Consider the following 17247-nt stretch of genomic DNA (forward strand, 5'->3'; position numbering starts at 1 on the left):
TTTTGTCTTACTTACAAAATTTCCCATTCCTTAATGCCAAATTCCTCTAGCAACTGTTGGATCTTATCAAAATACAGGCGAAAATGTTCCAAACGATGCCCGTCTGAGCCGATCGAATACTTATGCCCGCCCAATTCCTTGACCAAGCCCAAGGCATAACGATACAAGTCCTCATTATGATACAAATACATGGATTTACTATTTAACTCAAAAGCTAAATCATGGTCAATCATTTTTTGGAAGATACGCTTTAATTGAGGTTCATAAACTTTTAAATCCTCGACTATCATATCAAAAATTCGAAAGCCATAATCAAAATGTGCTAAAACATCCGCATCCACGCGCCCAATCGCGTGCTCAAGCCTATCCAAATAATCTTGAATGACCACATCCTTGTCCATGCTAGCCACTTCATCATCCAAATAATCATTGATGCCATTGTGGTGAACTGATAACAATTTTAAGTCATAGTTCTTATCTGCTAAATAAGCAATAATATCATCTTCACGTGGCTCATAATAGCCAATTTCAATTCCTTTTTTGATACGATTGCCATATTTTCGATTAAGCTCAGCTATTTCACGCGAATAAGCGTCATAATCCGGCACATTATCTTGCTTAGTATAAGGATTTGACAAATCATAGTGCTCTGTTGTCACAATATTACCATCATAATGAGTTAAATAATCTTCAAACTGAGTCTCTGAATCATATGAAAAATGTGTGTGTAAATGATTATCTCGCATCCTCTACCTCGTTTATCTTTACTTGTGACTAATCTAAATCCTCAATACCAGCTGCCATGCGCTCTTCTCCCCACCAATTTGGCATCAACTCACCAAGTGTAATGGTTTCACGCTTGTCATAGTCAATCATAAATTCCAAATCTTTATTTTTAGGTGACAATTGCATCAAAAATTCACGGCAGGCACCACAAGGCATACCTGAACCACCACCATTTGGCGCTTTATCACGAAAGGCAATGATACGCTTTATAGTCGTTTGACCAGATTGCTGGAACATATTAAATGATGCAGCTCGTTCCGCACAAAGATGAAATACACCAGACGTAGCTTCAAAACAGTAGCCTGTGAAAATCTGTCCATCTTCTGCTTCAATTGCTGCAACAACATGATTTGAATAAATAAAAGGCGTCACATAATGTGGATTATAGTCATTTTTTGCCGCTTCGTACAGTTTCTCCCAAATATCCATCATAAATCTCCTATAAAAATTGTCAGTCTTTTATTATTTTACCAAATTTTCTGTCATTTTTATAGAAAAACATATTTTTTCAGTTATAGTTTATAACTATACATTATCCCATATAAATAACTATTTTTCAAAACTGAAAAGCTCAGCTAAAATAGGAATCACAAAAAAATAAACGAGGTATAGAAAATGGCTAAATCAAGATTTCAACTAGTTGGTTCACTTTTACGACCAGCAGATTTACGCGAATACAAAATCGCAATCGAGCATCGTGATGATATCAAATATCCTTTCTACGATGCATTCGAAGGCTACAAAGAAACAGAAACAGCTGATATCAGAAAAGTTATCGCTGAAGAAAAAGCGGCAGGTATCGATGTCCTAACTGACGGCGAATACTCAAAATCTATGTGGCACCTTGATTTCGTTTGGGGCTTAAAAGGTATTGAACGTTACATCGCTGACCACGGATACACTTTCCAAGACCATGATGGCGGTCATTTTGAAACACGTAAGGATATTGGTATCCGTATCACAGAACCACTTTCTGGCAAAAATCACCACTTTCTAGATATTTACAAACTTCTTAAAGAAGAAGCTGGTGAAACTGACACAAAACTAACAATCTGGGGACCTGCTCACGCCTACACAGAATTCACAGTCTTTAATCAATTAGTTGGCGAAGACCAAGTTTACAAAACTAAAGAAGAACTAAAAGCTGGTCTTACAAATGCCTATAAAGAATTCTTGAAAGAATACAAAGAAGCTGGCGGAGAAATCATTCAATTTGACGACTGCCTCTGGGAACTTTTCGATGAAACAAACCCAGCTGGTTTCTTTGCTCAAGGAAACAACGCTCTTGCCAATCTTGCTGATGAATTCATCGCAGTAAATAACGATGTTGCGGACTACGGTCATGAGCTTGGTTTGCAAGTTTGGACTCACAACTGTCGTGGTAACTACGAAAGTCGTTCTGCTGCTGGTGGTACTTACGAAGCTATCGCAACAAAATTCTTGAAAGATCAACACTATGACCGTTTCTTCCTTGAATGGGATAGCGAAGTGGCTGGTGACCTTAAAGCTCTTGAAAGCTTGAAAGACTCAGATGCTGAAGTCGTTCTTGGACTTCTTTCAAGTAAAACAACTGATCTTGACGATGAAGAACGTGCGCTTAAAATGCTTGAAGAAGCTAGCCAAATCTTGCCAAAAGACCGCCTTTACCTCTCACACCAATGCGGTTTTGCTTCATGTGATTCTGGAAATGAATTGAGCATTCCACAACAATGGGCAAAAATTAAACAAGGACAAGACATTGCGACACAATTCTGGGGCTAATCAGTTTCCATTACCAAACCAAAAAGCGACCAATTGGTCGCTTTTTTCTATGGTTAAAGAGAAAGCACTTGTAGGCGCTCACCACCAAGTAAAATCAGGTATTTATCAACAGGTTTGTTCTGGTAAGATTTGCTGAGGGCTTCGGCGTAAAGAGCCATTTGACCTTGATAGCGGTTTTTAATTTCCTCGCTATTGGTGTATTTGTCCGTCTTGTAATCAAAGAGAACAATACGGTCCTCTAGTAGCAGGTAACCATCGACAATTCCACGCACAACAAAGTTTTCTTGACTCTCAGGGTCTTGTTTGAGCATGGCAAATGGGGCTTCGCGGTAGATTTTGTCAGTATTTTGCTGAATCAATTGTCCAAGAGCTGAATTTTCAAAGAAATCCAAAACATTTTCTAGATGAATGCGCGCTTTAACTTCATCTTTAGCAGACACTTGTGTTAGAGCTTTTGAAATATCCTCTAGTGTCACTTTTTGAGACAAGGAAATGCGCTGCATGAGCTCGTGCATGGCAGAACCAATCGCTGTCGCTTCAACCTTGGCTTTTTTCGAAAAATCAGGTAAGGCAAAGCTTGGTTTTACTTGGTCCTTCTTAGCCATCACATCAACACCATCAGTATCCATAACAAGCTCATACAGTTTCTTAACCTGACTAGGTGTTCTTAAGCTTGGCAGGTTAATGGCTGATTGATATTTGGTATTCAACTCTGCAACTGCCTCAAGTCTCTCCAAAGCTTCTGCAATATTTTCTGACTGGCGGTTATTTGACAAATCATCAGGTTTAATAGCTGATTTGACTTCAATCTGCCCGATTTTCTCTTCTGTCAGATCTTCATCTGTGACAAATTCAACCTTAAATGGTAAGTCCTTATAAGCTTCATGAATGGCCAACATCCAATCTTGGAAAGTCATGAAAGCTTCACGTTCTGCAACTGGAAGATGATTATTTTCTGACTTACCGCTGTATTTATCAACCAATTTTTCAGAACTTGCTTTTCCGACTAAATACAATTTCTTCTCAGCACGGGTCATGGCAACATAGAACAAACGCATTTGTTCAGACAAGGTTGCTAGGCGCAGTTCACGTTTATTAAGCTGATAAGGCAAAGTGTCCATGCTGACTTTAACGGTTGGAAAAACATCCGTATCTAACTCTTCTCGCATGTCAGCCAAATATTTGATACCAGCTCCATTTTGACGTGACAAAATCAAGGGTGACATCATGTCTTGAATACTGAATTTCTTATCAATGTTCAAAATAAAGACATACTTGAATTCAAGTCCTTTACTCTTATGGATAGTCATCAAATTCACAGCATGTTTTGGAAGGGCCACTTCAACGTCAGCCAAATCATTTTCACTTTCTAAGACGCGATCAATCATGCGAATAAAGCGTGATAAGCCTTTAAAGCCAGTCTTTTCAAAATTATTAGCGCGAAGGGCAAGGGCGTAAAGATTGGCTTGGCGCTGCTCGGCACGGGGGAGATTGCCCACGTAATCATAATAAAAGCGCTCATTGTAAATCTTCCAAATCAAATCATAAAGCGAATGCCATTTGGCAAAATCACGCCACTTGCTAAAGCAAGTCATAAAATCTTTTAATTTTTCACGTAAAACTGGTGTGACCAATTCTGCATGCTGACCTTGATTAGCCAAAGCATGTTCTAGTTTTTGGTAAAGATTGGCTCTGGTCTCATCCTCGCTTGTTTGAAGAGCAAGACGAGCAAGATCATCTTCGTTAAAAGAAAACATTGGTGAACGCATCAGAGCTACCAAAGCATAATCATTAAGCGGATTATCCAGAGCTCGAAGGGTATCTAGCATCACCATAACTTCAACAGATTTTAGGTAATTTTGCTCACCGCCATCCGTCACCAAAGGAATACCATAATGTTCAAAAGTCTGCAAAATACCATCATTACGCGTACGTGATGAAACTAGCAACGTGATGTCTTCAAAGGCAACACCTCCTTCGTTATGCAGGCGAATAATTTCTTTAGCTACCAGCTTAACCTCGTTTGGATTGATTTGCTCCTCTTCTGGACTACTTGCAAGTTCACCACCATCATCAGTATCGTAAATAAGGACTTGTGTTTTATTTTCTGGATGAGCTTCTTTTTGTGCGGGACTGCCTGCTACTAACTGGTGCATGCCATCATACAAAATTTCCCCAACAGACTCGTCCATCAAATGCGTAAAGACACTATTTGTCGTATCCAAGACTTCTGACTGACTACGGAAGTTTTCTTTTAGCAGAATTAATTTTCCATGTTCTGGATGCTCTTGAAAATCCTTGAATTTTTGGTTAAAAATCTGCGGATCAGCCTGACGAAAACGATAGATAGATTGCTTGATATCTCCCACCATGAATCGATTATGACCATTTGACAATAATTCAAGCATGCGTTCTTGCGTGTGATTGTTATCTTGGTACTCATCGACCATGACTTCGTGGTATTTATCTTGGTAGAGCTCACGAATATCTGGATTTTCTTCCAAAATCTGGATAGCAAAATGAGCGATATCCGAAAACTCAAAAGCATTTTCTTGGATTTTAGCTTGCAAATATTGTTCAGAAAAATCCTGCATAAACGCTTGTAAAAGTTCTAACAAAGGTAGACTTTCCGATTGGTATTTGAAGATAGTTTCTAAGTGTTTCAGACCAGCCAAACGACCTTGGAGAGTCTTGAAAATTGGATATTTTACCCCTGCAACTGTCACAGCTGGACTAGATGGAATCAAGTCAGCCACATCTGTCGCCAAACGACCAAGTCCATCACGACCGTAAAGCGTCTCAAAATGCAAAGCCCACTCATGCAAATGCTCAATCATGTTCAAATGCTTTTTATAAGCCGCTGTAGGCGTCCCCTTAGCTGTTTTTTGCTTATAATCTTCTAAATCCGTCACATCTTGTAATTGATTAGCTGTCTCATGCATGCAAGCTAGAAAATCCACAACTTCTTGGTCGGGAATGGCGGAAAAATCAGTATAGGTTCTAGCACCTTTCAAGAAAACCTCAGCCAGCCATTTCTTAGGATTATCCGTTGCTTGACTGAAATCATAGATTTTGTAAACAATTCCTCTAAAAGCTGTGGTATCTTTACGATTGCCAGAAAAATTACGAACTAATTTGCGGAAAATGTCTTGATTTTGCCCCGTCATGTAATCTGCAAAAAGATCTGCAAAAACGTCATTCTTGACAAGATCTTGTTCGCTCTTATCCGTCATAATGCGAAAAGTCGGTGAAATTCCTAATGTGTAGCCGTATTGGTTAACCAACTTTTGCGTAAAGGCATCCATGGTTCCAATATCAGCAGTCTGCAGAGCTAGCAGCTGCTCATTAAGATAGGTTTTTAAATCATTATGCGTCGCTTGTTGCAAAGCTTGGCTGATTTTTTTCTCAAGACGTTCTTTTAATTCTCCCGCTGCTTTAACTGTAAAGGTCGAAATAAAGAGCTGGTCAACAGCAATCCCACGCAAAATTTTATCAATAATGCGCTCAACCATGACGAAAGTTTTCCCAGAACCAGCCGACGCTGATACCAAAATATTGTTGCCATAGCTATAAATGGCTTCAATTTGTTCAGGTGTTCGTTTTTGCGCTTTTGATGACTGCGCCTCTTTTTGCTGTAGAGAAGAAATCGCTTCAGCCGTTAAAAATGGTTTAAAGGTCATCTTTTTCCTCCTCTTCTTGCATCAGGCTCAAAAAGCCTTGACGTCTATCTTTTCTTGGTAATTTAAACCACTTGCGTGCGTATGGCATGTGGCGGTCCGCTTCAAAGCGTGTGATAGCTTTTAATTGGTCACCCTTAACCGTCTTACCATCCTCACTGTAAGGATTAATCAAAAAGTATCCTTGTTTAATTTGCTCAGCTGCTTGAAGGAATAATTTTTGATTATAAGCTAGTAAAATATCTAACTCTTCTTGCGTGTAAACAGAATCATTAAGATGATAATTTCCATTTGATAAATAGCCTTTTTCATCTTCTAAGAACAAGCCACGATAGCGAAGTTCTTTAGACAAATTCTCCAAAATTTTCTCTGTAGTAGTTACCGATGACAAATCTACTTTTGGCTCTTGCATGTGAAGGTACATGGCTCCAAAAATCTTATCTGATTCACTTTTAATTTTTTTATCGCGAAGTGCTTGCATATAAGTCACCAATTGCGGATTAAGACCATTGTAGAATTTTTGAATATCAAAGGTATTGTTACTTGATTTGTAATCAACCACCCCAAGACTTCCATCTGACAAACGATCCACACGGTCAATAATGCCTCGAATACGAACTGCATTGGCAAGCATTAATTCAAAAGGTTCTTCTTCATTTTCCACCTGGATCTGAGTATCCTGACGTAAAATGGTTGCCGTGCTTCTAGCAATATCTTCTAAGACTGTCAATGAGTAGCGGCTTTCCTCGTCTTCTTCGTAGATAAATTTGAAAGCATCTTCGGCGTTGGTTGTTTGAATAGCTCGATCTAATTTATTGTCAAACGGCTGGTTAGAAGCATCTTTCATGACCAATTCAAAGACACGATGAAGGTATGTTCCGTGATTTCTAGCATCAGGGTGAATGGTTTCAACCTCTTGTAAACCAAGCACATACTGTAAGAAATATTTGTACTGATTGTTATAGAAAGTTGTCACCGCTGATGAAGATAAATTAATCGGCTCATCACTTGGAAAACGCGTCTCAATCACTTCATCAGAAACTGGCTTGGTCTGCATATTGTCCTTAATAAGTGGCAATTCAATACCGTCATTTACCAGTTTTTTACGAAGATAACGTACAGCTACTGACCAGAAGGTCTGCTCTTCTTTGCTAAGCTCGCGTTCTTCTTCAATAGCTAAGCGATTAACCTCAATCACACGAGATAAGAGCGCTTTATAATTCCCAATGTCTTCAGCATCTGTCGACAAACGATTTCGTCCCTTAACCAAAACAGGCACACCAAAGCTAGCTAATTCCGCAAGATAAGAAGATTCCTTATCTTCTGACTCGTTAGCAATTTGTGGCAAACTGAGCACCAATTCTTCCGTCGCTGAATTAAACAATGACAAAGCAGCAAAATGATTTTTCTTAATATTTTCACGACTAATCATATCAAAACGTTGATTGTCAGCTGTTGTCTCATTAACCTTGGCACGTTCTTCATCTGAAATCAAGCTACGATTTTGCGCAATCTTTGGGAAATGCGACTGCGTCATGCCAAGTGCAAAGACAAATTTATTGGTATGTGGCTCAACCAAATCATAAGATTTTACAGAAACCACATCAACACTTGCTGGCACTACGCGGTACTGGGCAGCCAACATACCACTTCTTAAAAGAGCTAAAAATTCATCCAAAGACAATTTTTCTTGTCCAAAAATCGTTTGAAATTGCTCGAGAATGCCAGTAAATGTTCGCCAAACTTGCTCGTGCTTTTCCTGGTCATTTTCTGAGAAGGTAGCTACCATACGCTCTAAATTCTCAGGCAAAGAAATAGCACCCAAGAAAGTCATCAATTTTTCAAGCAGGCTTGAGCCAAACTGCTTTTGTGCCTTAAATAAACTTAGCAAAGGCGCTATGATTTGCTCGCGCATGCAATTAATATAAGCTAAGTGTTCTTCACCCTTGTAAGCAATCGTGAACTCCTTGCCAAATTTACTTTGTCCTTTAATATCAGCGTAAATCAGATATTGCTCAAAAAGGTCTAAATCATCTTGAGTGAAGGAACCATAAAGTCCTGTTTTCAAAAGATTAGCCACATCTTCCATACGAAAACGATAACGTTTCACGCGCTCCAAGGAATCAATAAAATGCACCAAAGGATGATCGCTCATCGACTCTGCTTTTCCAAAATAATAGGGAATTTCATATTTATCAAAAATTTTGCCGATTTGCAGACGATAGCTATCCACATCACCCAAAAGCACCAAAATATCTTTATAGCGATAGCCTTGGTGAAGTTTATGACGAATAGCCTTTGCCACATGCTCAACTTCTTCTTTTTGATTAATAACATCCCAGATAGCATAATGTTTCTTATCATCTTGCGTTAAGGTGATATCTGATGTTGTAAAGTCGTGCTTAGCTTCAAAGAGTTTTGACAACTTAGCAAATGCTTCTTGAGATTTTTGAGAACTCTCGACATACTCTGGCTGTGTTTGAAATTTAGCAGCCAAAGAATGCAAAAAATCTAAACTTGCCTGATAGACATTCCCAGTTGAAAATGTAGCCTTATAAGCCTTTTGACTACTGTAAGTTCCGATAATCACTTGAGCACATTTTTCCTCTAAAAGGCTGACTAAGTCTTCCTCTTCTGCTGAAAAACGAGTAAAGCCATCGATAACCAAAACAACATTTTCAAGCGCATCATCCAAATGACCCGATGCTACCTGTTTAACAAAAAATGCAATTTTTGATTGATTTTCATACTGGTTAGCTAACAAAATGTCATTAACTGCCAAAAAGATTTTCACCAAATCTTCTTGCTTCTCAGCCGTATGCAATTCTGTCAAATCAAGCACGGTCATGTTAGCCGTTTTTAATTCCTTATACAAATCAACCAATTGCTTGATGAAATTCGTATCTTGCTTTAAACGCCCGAAAACTTTCAAATCTGTATCAGAAAAATGAGACAGCGCACGATAAAAAATCATAGCTAAGCCATTGTCATCAATCGTTTCTTTGGTCTGAGGTTCATTTAAGACAAAATAGCGCGCCATTTGAGCAAAACGTGTAATGGTAATGGCAAAAGACGCTTGGTCAGGCAAAAGTTCCAAAACTGCCCTTTCTTTTTCAAAAGACAAAGAGTTTGGAGCGATGTAGAAAACACGCTTACCAGCTTTAGCCTCTTCCATCGCTTTTCTTGCCAAAATTTCAGTCATATCAAACTGAATATCTGTATATAATAATTTCATAATAATCCTTCGTCATGTCACTAGATAATCCTATTATACCAAATTCTGCTTTTGGTTTGGCCTTTTGATAAACAAGAAACCACCACTACTTTCGTAGAGGTGGTTTATCTATATTAACCAAAATAGCCTAATATTGTATCAAATGATTAACGAACTTCTGCTCCTAGTTGTTCAACAAGGACTTTAGTGATTTTATCCATGTATTTAGTAACTTCTTCATCAGTCAAGTTATCGTTTGGATTTTGGAAAGTAAGGCTGTAAGCCATTGATTTCATGCCTTCGGCGATATTAGCACCAGCATAAACGTCAAAGAGTTTGATATCTGTCAAACGTTTCACGTTAGCCGATTCAATAGCTGTAATGATGTCTTTATGCGTTGTTGTGCTTGGCAATAACAAGGCAATATCACGAGAAACTGCAGGGAATTTGGTGATGTCAACAAAAGTTTTATCCGCAGGAAGAGCTGCTTCAATCATATCCAAGTTCAATTCTGCAACATAAGTTTCAGGAATATTGTAGTTGTTAGCGGTTTGTGGGTGAACTTGTCCGACAAATCCAAGCAATTGGTCATCTAGGTAGATGGCTGCTGTACGTCCTGGGTGCATGCTGTCAAGACCTTTTTCAGCCACATAATCCACCGTCACATCAAGCTTATCAAAGAGAGCGTCCAAAATACCTTTGGCATAGAAGAAATCAACTGGAGTTGCCTTGGTTTGGAAATCTTTTTCAGCCACTAAACCAGAAATCGCAAAAGCAAAAGTGCTGATTTCATTTGGCAAATCTTCTTTTGGATTGCCTTTTTGTTCAAAGATTTTACCAATTTCGTAAATGGCAATATTGCTGTTTTTACGAGCGACGTTGTAAGCGATGGTATCTAACATACCAGACACAATGTTTTGACGAAGCACTGAGCGTTCCACTGACATTGGCCACATTAATTCGGTCAAATGGCTTGGTTGTAAGGTAAATTCAACAGCTTTTTCAGGTGTTGTCAAGGCGTATGACACGATTTCAGTCAAACCAGCACCTTCTGCGATTGAACGCACTTTGCGGCGTAATTTTTGCGTCGCAGTCAATTCGCCTGCTGTTCCAGCAGCTTCTGGAAGGGTTGTTGGTAGATTGTCATAACCATAGATACGCGCAATTTCTTCAACCAAATCAGCTTGAATGGCAATATCCCAGCGACGACGTGGCACTGAAACAGTGAAATGTTCTGCATTGCCAGACACACCAAAGCCAAGTTTGGCAAAGACATCTTCGATATCAGCATAAGTTAAGGATGTACCCAAGCGAACGTTAACGTAATCAAGGCTTGTTGATACTTCAACGTCTGTTGTTGGAACGAAACCAGCTTCAACACACCCAACAAGAACTTCTCCGCCTGCCAATTCATTTAGCATAGCAGCTGCAAAATCAAGGGCTTCATCAACAGTTGCGTAGTTGATGCCTTTTTCAAAACGTGATGAGCTTTCAGAACGAAGGTTCAAGCGGCTGCTGGTTTTGCGAATAGATGTGCCATCAAAGACCGCAGCTTCCAAAACAACGTTTTTAGATTGGTTATCAATTTCAGTTGCTTGTCCACCCATAACACCTGCAAGGGCAACTGGTTTGTCCGCAACAGTGATAACAAGGTCCTCATCCACCAGGTCACGTTCTTCGCCATCAAGGGTTACCAATTTTTCACCCAAACGCGCTTGACGGGCAACAATTTTGCTATCGTCAAATTTATCCAAATCAAAAGCGTGCATTGGTTGACCAAAGTACAACAAGATGTAGTTAGTGACGTCAACCACATTGTTGATTGGGCGAATACCAGCATTCATCAAAAGGTTTTGCAACCATTGTGGGCTTGGTTTTACCGTTATATTTTCCACCACACGCGCTTTGTAAGTCAAAACCTTATCAGATTCGATAGCCACATCAATCACATCTTTGGCTGCTTTTTCAACTTCTTTCACGTCTTTTTGTGGGAAGTGAACAGATTTGCCATAAATGGCTGCCACTTCATGAGCAACCCCACGCATTGAAAGAGCGTCCGCACGGTTTGGTGTGATTGACAATTCAATAATCTCATCATCCAAATCAAGGTATGGGAAAATGCTATCACCTGGTTTTGCTTCTGCTGGCAAGATTTGAATACCATCTGAAAATTCTTTTGGAATGATTGAATCAGGCAAACCAAGTTCTTCTAGAGAACAAATCATCCCAAGTGATTCCATGCCACGGATTTTACCTTTTTTGATTTTGTAATTGTCTGCAATACGAGCTCCTGGAACGGCTACAATGACATTAATCCCTGCAGTCACATTTGGAGCACCACAAACGATTTGGCGCAATTCATCATCACCAGTATCTACTTGGCAAAGGTGCAAGTGTGTTTCAGGAACATCTTCACAAGATACAACGTGACCAACAACCAATTTTGTCAATCCTTCAGATGGTGATGAAACTCCTTCAACCTCAATCCCTGTTGTTGACATTTTTTCAGAAAGCTCATGTGTTGTAACATCAACATCAACAAGCTCTTTTAACCATTTATAACTTACTAACATAATATGTGTTAAAAGCTTTTCGCAGTCAAAATACGTTTGACAGGTAAGCTTCTTTATCCCTTTCTACTCTTATTCTTTTAAGGCTTTTCGCATAAGCCAATCTGTGTCTACTTTATCGCCAACTTTAAATAAGTGCTCTGAAAATTTTTCAAATCCGTATTTATGGTAGAAACCTTGAGCTTTGATATTGCCTTCCCAGACACCTAACCAAGCCCAATCAAATTCACCTGCCTTAGCCATATCAAGCGCCAGCTCAAATAATTTCTTACCTAAGCCAAATCCCTGACATTCACTAAGAATGTAGATACGTTGAATTTCAAAAGCATTTTCCAACTCATGCTCAGTCTGTGCTGCGCCCCAGTTTACTTTCATAAAACCAACCTCGCGCCCATCAACTTTGACAAATCGAACATCAGATTCTTTATCTGTCACATCTTTTTCAAGTTGCGCTAAAGTATAATTCTCATCGAAAAATTGTTGAAGTTCTTCTTCGGTATTATCAAAACCAAAGGTTTCACGGAAAGTATCGATGCTAAGCTTTTGCAGCGCCTCTAACTTATCCAAGGTCACTTTTTCAACTTTGATTTCTGCCATGATGACCTCCAATTCTTTTTCTTGCTAATCAATTATTTAAATTGATCTGAGAAACGGACATCGCCTTGATAGAAACCACGAATATCATTGATACCGTAACGAAGCATCGCAATACGTTCTTGACCAAGACCAAAAGCAAATCCAGAATATTTTTCTGAGTCAACACCAGACATTTCTAAGACGCGAGGGTGAACCATTCCTGCCCCAAGAATTTCAATCCAACCTGTTTTCTTACAAACGTTACAGCCTTTACCACCACATTTGAAGCATGACACGTCCACTTCAACAGATGGCTCCGTGAATGGGAAGTAAGATGGACGAAGGCGGATTTTACGGTCTTCACCAAACATTTTCTTGATAATCATCTCAAGCGTTCCTTTAAGGTCACCCATTGAAATATTTTCGCCAACCACAAGTCCTTCGATTTGGTGGAATTGGTGGCTGTGTGTGGCATCATCCGTGTCACGACGGAACACACGCCCTGGTGAAATCATTTTCAAAGGTCCTTTGGCAAAGTCGTGTTTGTCAAGTGTACGGGCTTGAACAGGGCTTGTGTGCGTACGAAGCAAGATTTCTTCTGTAATGTAGAAAGTATCTTGCATATCACGCGCTGGATGGTCTTTTGGCAAATTCATGCGTTCAAAGTTGTAGTAATCTGTTTCCACTTCAAAACCATCGACTACTTGGAAGCCCATACCGATGAAAATGTCTTCAATATCTTCGCTGATTTGAGTCAAGACATGACGGTTACCAAGGTTCACATGGCGACCTGGCAAAGTCACATCCAAACTTTCAGATTCTAATTGAGCTTTAATTTTTGCTGCTTCAACAATTTTAGCTTGTTCTTCAAAAGCTTTTGTCAAGACGTCGCGGACTTCATTGACTTGTTTTCCAACCACTGGACGCATATCATGTGAGAGTTCTTTCAAACCTTTCAACAATTCTGTCAATGATCCTTTTTTCCCAAGAACTTGTACACGTAATTCTTGAAGTTCTTTGGCATGATCGCCATGCATTTCAGCCAACTTGGCTTGCGTTGTTTCTTTTAATTCTTCTAATTGCGCTTGTAAATCCATTCCATTCCCTCTCTGAATACTGCTCACAAAACGAAAAACGTGCCAAGCTCCATTAGCGGAGCGTTGACACGCGGTACCATCCGTTTTTTATCTGACTTGCAGACCTTAATTCTTGTCTTTTTTGGTGAGTGAATTCGCCAAACTTTCATCTAGGAAGCTTCCAGTCACGGCTCCCATTCCCTGTTAAACTGCCATAAGGGTACTACTCTCACAAGACACTATTCAATTACAGTTTATTCTAACAAATTTTAAACCATTTGACAAGATTGAAAAACGGCTAATTGACACTGACCTCACCAGAATAGTAATTGAAAGTCAGGCCGCTTTGGACATTTGGAATAAAGACATTAAATTCCAAACTACCGTCTGATGATTTTGCCTCCAAATGCGTACCACTTGAGAGAATATTGTCGCCATCATAGATTAAGGTCACGCGATAACGCACACGTTTGTTTTGATCCAAAGCCTTGCGAACCTGTGATTCATAGTAATTCTGACCTGTTGAGTCTTCTGAGTTGGCTTCATTTGCCCAAGCTGTTTGCGTTGCCACATTAGCAGGATTGCTGGTTGAGGCATCAAATCCTTTTAGACCACCAACCAAAGCATAGCCCAGCAAATGCCCGCGATCAACGGCATGGTGATAAGTTCCTGACAAGTGTTGCAATTGGTGCCAGCCAGCTGGTTTCCAAGAAGTTGAGCCATTGCCAGTTTCCTCACGGCTCTTGTATTGGCGTGTGGATTTGCTTAGCAAGGCATTCGCAACCGTCGGAACCGTTTGCCCTTGAACGGTTTTGGTTTTGTTGTTGACATAAGGCTTACTCGATACCTTGGCATTTAAAGACGTCTTGTTTTGATTCACAATATAAGCTCCAGCCCCATTCCACTCAAGCTTGTTGCCCAACTGTTCCTTGACGCTATCGGTTAAAACCGTTTCTGCTAAGGCTTGACTTGGGGCACCGTCTGTTGATTTGGATTGGTTAGACGTGACAGATGAGGCAGACGTTTCTTGCCCAGTGACCAAGGAAACCACCTGCTGCAAGGATTGCTCGCCTGATTCTGAGGTGGTTACCCAACCCGTCCCGATACCAATTAAGGCAACTAGTACTGCAATAATGGATTTAAACTGTTTTGATGTTTTTGATTTTTTCGCCATAATTCCTTCCATTAAAAAAGTGGAAAACCGCATTTACTCGCATAAAGGCGATTATCCACTTTGAATTTGATAATGTGATTAACCTAACCGTTTCCAGTGAATTTTCCGATAATGGACTGCCATTTATCAAGGGATAAGATGGCTAAGGGGTTCTTACCCTCTCCAAAAACGCTGTAACCTAGCATTAAACCGATAGCTAGAAAAAGAACGCTAAGAATCACCACCACTAGAATTAAGGTTAGTTGTTTTGCAACATATTTCCAACCTGTTGTCATTTAGTCCTCGCTTACACGCTTAATATGCGCTCCTAGTTTTGCTAATTTTTCATGGAATTTGTAGTAGCCACGGTCAAGGTGAACCAATTTGCCAACTGTTGTTGTGCCTTTTGCCACCATACCAATCATAATCAAGGCAGCACTGGCACGCAAGTCTGTAGACATGACAGGTGCTCCTTGTAATTCTTTGCCTCCATGAATCATTGCTGTATCACGCAAAATCTCAGACTGCAAGCCCATGCGGCGCATTTCTTCAAGGTGTTGGAAACGATTTTCAAAAACCGTTTCAATCATGGTTGATTCGCCGTTCACAACCGCCATCAAAGCGGTAAATTGTGCCTGCATATCCGTTGGAAAACCAGGGTGGGGTAGGGTTTTAACAGTCACTGGTTTTAAGGCTGGCGTGTCCGCAATCACACGGATACCCTCTTCTTCATCAATCACTGTCACGCCCATCTCAATCAATTTCGAAATCAACGGACGATTGTGTTCCCAAATGGCATCTTTCACCAAAACATTACCTGAAGTCATGGCTGTAGCGACCATGAAAGTCCCTGCTTCAATACGGTCTTGCACCACATCGTGTTCTGCACCGCGAAGGCTTTCCACACCAGTAATGGTCAAGGTTTCTGTACCTGCTCCTCTAACCTTTGCTCCCATTTTATTTAGCAGCATGGCTAAATCAACAATTTCTGGTTCGCGTGCAGCATTTTCAATGGTTGTCACACCTTCTGCCAAAGTGGCTGCCATCATCAAGTTTTGCGTTGCTCCAACAGATGGGAAATCCATGTAAATCGTGGTTCCACGCAACTTGCCGTCAACTGTCGCAGTAATATCACCGCCAGATTGTGTGATAGTTGCTCCCATTGCCTCCAAACCTTTTAGGTGCAAGTCAATCGGACGACTTCCAATCGTGCAACCGCCTGGCATAGATACTTGGGCATGGCCGTTACGAGCCAAGATAGGTCCCAGAACAACAATAGAAGCACGCATTTTGCTCACATACTCGTAAGGAGCAACATCTAAAATTTTTCCTGATGCATCAACCTCAATGGTGTTAGTGGCTTCATCAAAATCCACTTGAATGTCCAAACCACGCACCACATGATTCATGGTAAACACATCCGAAAGAATTGGCACATTCGTAAGTACCGTCTTTCCTTCTTCTGGTAAAATGGTGGCTGCAAGAAGTGGCAAGACGGCATTTTTAGCCCCTTCAATGACCACTTCTCCTTGCAAACGCGTATGACCACCTTCTATAATAATCTTATCCAAAATGAACTCCATTCTCAATATTCTATTAACTAGAATTATATCACAGTTTTCTATTTAATGCTTTTATTGAAAGTTGAAGAAAAGTGTTTGACTCAATGTCACAATTTCCAAGATAAAATTGCTAACCAAGTAGCCAATTGCAATGCTTAAAAACAAGATAAACACTTTCAAGCGCCCGATATTATCAGGGGTGTTTTTTATCCACTTAGACCAGTCAAATAACTGCCTTAACAAAGAATTGGTCATAGCAATAAAAATGACATGACTAAATAGACTTACAGTTGTATTTAATATTTCCATAATGCCATTATAACATAAAAAAGACCTTCACAGTATCATTCCTCAAAAAGCCCTTACAACTGTAATCTTCTTGTCATAAGAAGACACAAAAAAAGCTAGACAAAGAGGCTCTATAAAAAGTCACATAACCAAGAACCCCCTGACAAATGTGGTTCTATAATTTCTGTAGTGGGTAACTCCTAGTCAGAAGTTATGGAGCCTTTTCGTGCATAGAAAAAAAGCCCCATATGATCTATTGACCTATAATGAAAAGCGACGAAACTACTCATTAGAAAGAATCATATGGAACACTTCAATACTATCACAAAACTACTCGGAATGAAAGACCAAAATATCACAATCAACGATATTGTAGACTGTCAAACACACAAGGAAATTATAGCTTCTCTTGATTACGATGTTCCGAACTGTCCTGCTTGTGGGACAAAGATGGGGAAGTATGACTTTCAAAAAGCCTCTAAAATCCCTTATCTGGACTGTGTCGGCTTCAAGTGTCGAATCCTTCTTAAGAAGCGTCGCTTTCGCTGTTCAAACTGTCGAAAGATGCAAATCGCTGAGACTTT

The 17247-nt window shown here is 39.9% G+C and carries 13 protein-coding genes; 2 read left to right on the forward strand and 11 right to left on the reverse strand.

All coding sequences use genetic code 11. The features are described 5' to 3' along the window. Window positions 1–11: 11 nt before the first annotated feature. Together ACFORE_RS07160 and ACFORE_RS07165 are read right to left on the reverse strand one after the other, a co-directional pair. Window positions 12–746 (reverse strand): PHP domain-containing protein, encoded by a 735-nt coding sequence (locus tag ACFORE_RS07160; protein ID WP_154454291.1) that lies wholly within the window; start codon window positions 744–746, stop codon window positions 12–14. A 28-nt stretch (window positions 747–774) separates the two neighbouring features. Then, window positions 775–1215: a cytidine deaminase family protein gene (locus ACFORE_RS07165; protein ID WP_058833145.1), complete on the reverse strand. Its 441-nt coding sequence runs from the start codon at window positions 1213–1215 to the stop codon at window positions 775–777. A gap of 186 nt (window positions 1216–1401) precedes the next feature. Between ACFORE_RS07165 and ACFORE_RS07170 the strand changes: the two genes are divergently transcribed. Then, window positions 1402–2547, forward strand: coding sequence for a cobalamin-independent methionine synthase II family protein (locus ACFORE_RS07170; RefSeq protein ID WP_154454292.1), 1146 nt, complete (start codon window positions 1402–1404; stop codon window positions 2545–2547). A 53-nt stretch (window positions 2548–2600) separates the two neighbouring features. On the opposite strand, the gene addA is transcribed toward ACFORE_RS07170, so the two are convergent. The 9 genes from addA to ACFORE_RS07215 all read right to left on the reverse strand — a co-directional run bounded on the left by addA (window position 2601) and on the right by ACFORE_RS07215 (window position 16684). Then, window positions 2601–6227, reverse strand: a complete 3627-nt coding sequence (gene addA, locus ACFORE_RS07175) for a helicase-exonuclease AddAB subunit AddA (RefSeq protein WP_264879595.1) — start codon at window positions 6225–6227, stop codon at window positions 2601–2603. After that, a complete protein-coding gene (gene rexB, locus ACFORE_RS07180; protein WP_154454294.1) occupies window positions 6217–9459 on the reverse strand; it encodes an ATP-dependent nuclease subunit B in 3243 nt (1080 codons plus the stop codon). Before rexB ends, addA begins: the two co-directional genes overlap by 11 nt. 146 nt (window positions 9460–9605) lie before the next feature. Then, on the reverse strand, window positions 9606–12011 hold the full coding sequence (gene pheT, locus ACFORE_RS07185; RefSeq protein ID WP_154454296.1) for a phenylalanine--tRNA ligase subunit beta: 2406 nt from the start codon (window positions 12009–12011) through the stop codon (window positions 9606–9608). Between the two features lie 69 nt (window positions 12012–12080). After that, window positions 12081–12605 (reverse strand): GNAT family N-acetyltransferase, encoded by a 525-nt coding sequence (locus ACFORE_RS07190; RefSeq protein ID WP_058833150.1) that lies wholly within the window; start codon window positions 12603–12605, stop codon window positions 12081–12083. A gap of 32 nt (window positions 12606–12637) precedes the next feature. Then, complete coding sequence (gene pheS / locus ACFORE_RS07195; protein WP_380435076.1) at window positions 12638–13681, reverse strand: phenylalanine--tRNA ligase subunit alpha; 1044 nt, start codon at window positions 13679–13681, stop codon at window positions 12638–12640. Between the two features lie 277 nt (window positions 13682–13958). Then, window positions 13959–14834 (reverse strand): DNA/RNA non-specific endonuclease, encoded by an 876-nt coding sequence (locus ACFORE_RS07200; protein WP_154454298.1) that lies wholly within the window; start codon window positions 14832–14834, stop codon window positions 13959–13961. A gap of 83 nt (window positions 14835–14917) precedes the next feature. Continuing rightward, complete coding sequence (locus ACFORE_RS07205) at window positions 14918–15109, reverse strand: DNA-directed RNA polymerase subunit beta (RefSeq protein WP_154454299.1); 192 nt, start codon at window positions 15107–15109, stop codon at window positions 14918–14920. Beyond that, complete coding sequence (gene murA, locus ACFORE_RS07210; RefSeq protein ID WP_168260943.1) at window positions 15110–16384, reverse strand: UDP-N-acetylglucosamine 1-carboxyvinyltransferase; 1275 nt, start codon at window positions 16382–16384, stop codon at window positions 15110–15112. It lies immediately after the preceding gene. A 63-nt stretch (window positions 16385–16447) separates the two neighbouring features. Continuing rightward, on the reverse strand, window positions 16448–16684 hold the full coding sequence (locus tag ACFORE_RS07215; protein WP_293789605.1) for a DUF1146 family protein: 237 nt from the start codon (window positions 16682–16684) through the stop codon (window positions 16448–16450). A 282-nt stretch (window positions 16685–16966) separates the two neighbouring features. Between ACFORE_RS07215 and ACFORE_RS07220 the strand changes: the two genes are divergently transcribed. Next, window positions 16967–17247 (forward strand): transposase family protein (locus ACFORE_RS07220; protein ID WP_380435077.1); only part of this gene is annotated, 281 nt, incomplete at its 3' end.

Source organism: Streptococcus alactolyticus (assembly GCF_042649785.1).
GTDB lineage: Bacteria > Bacillota > Bacilli > Lactobacillales > Streptococcaceae > Streptococcus > Streptococcus alactolyticus.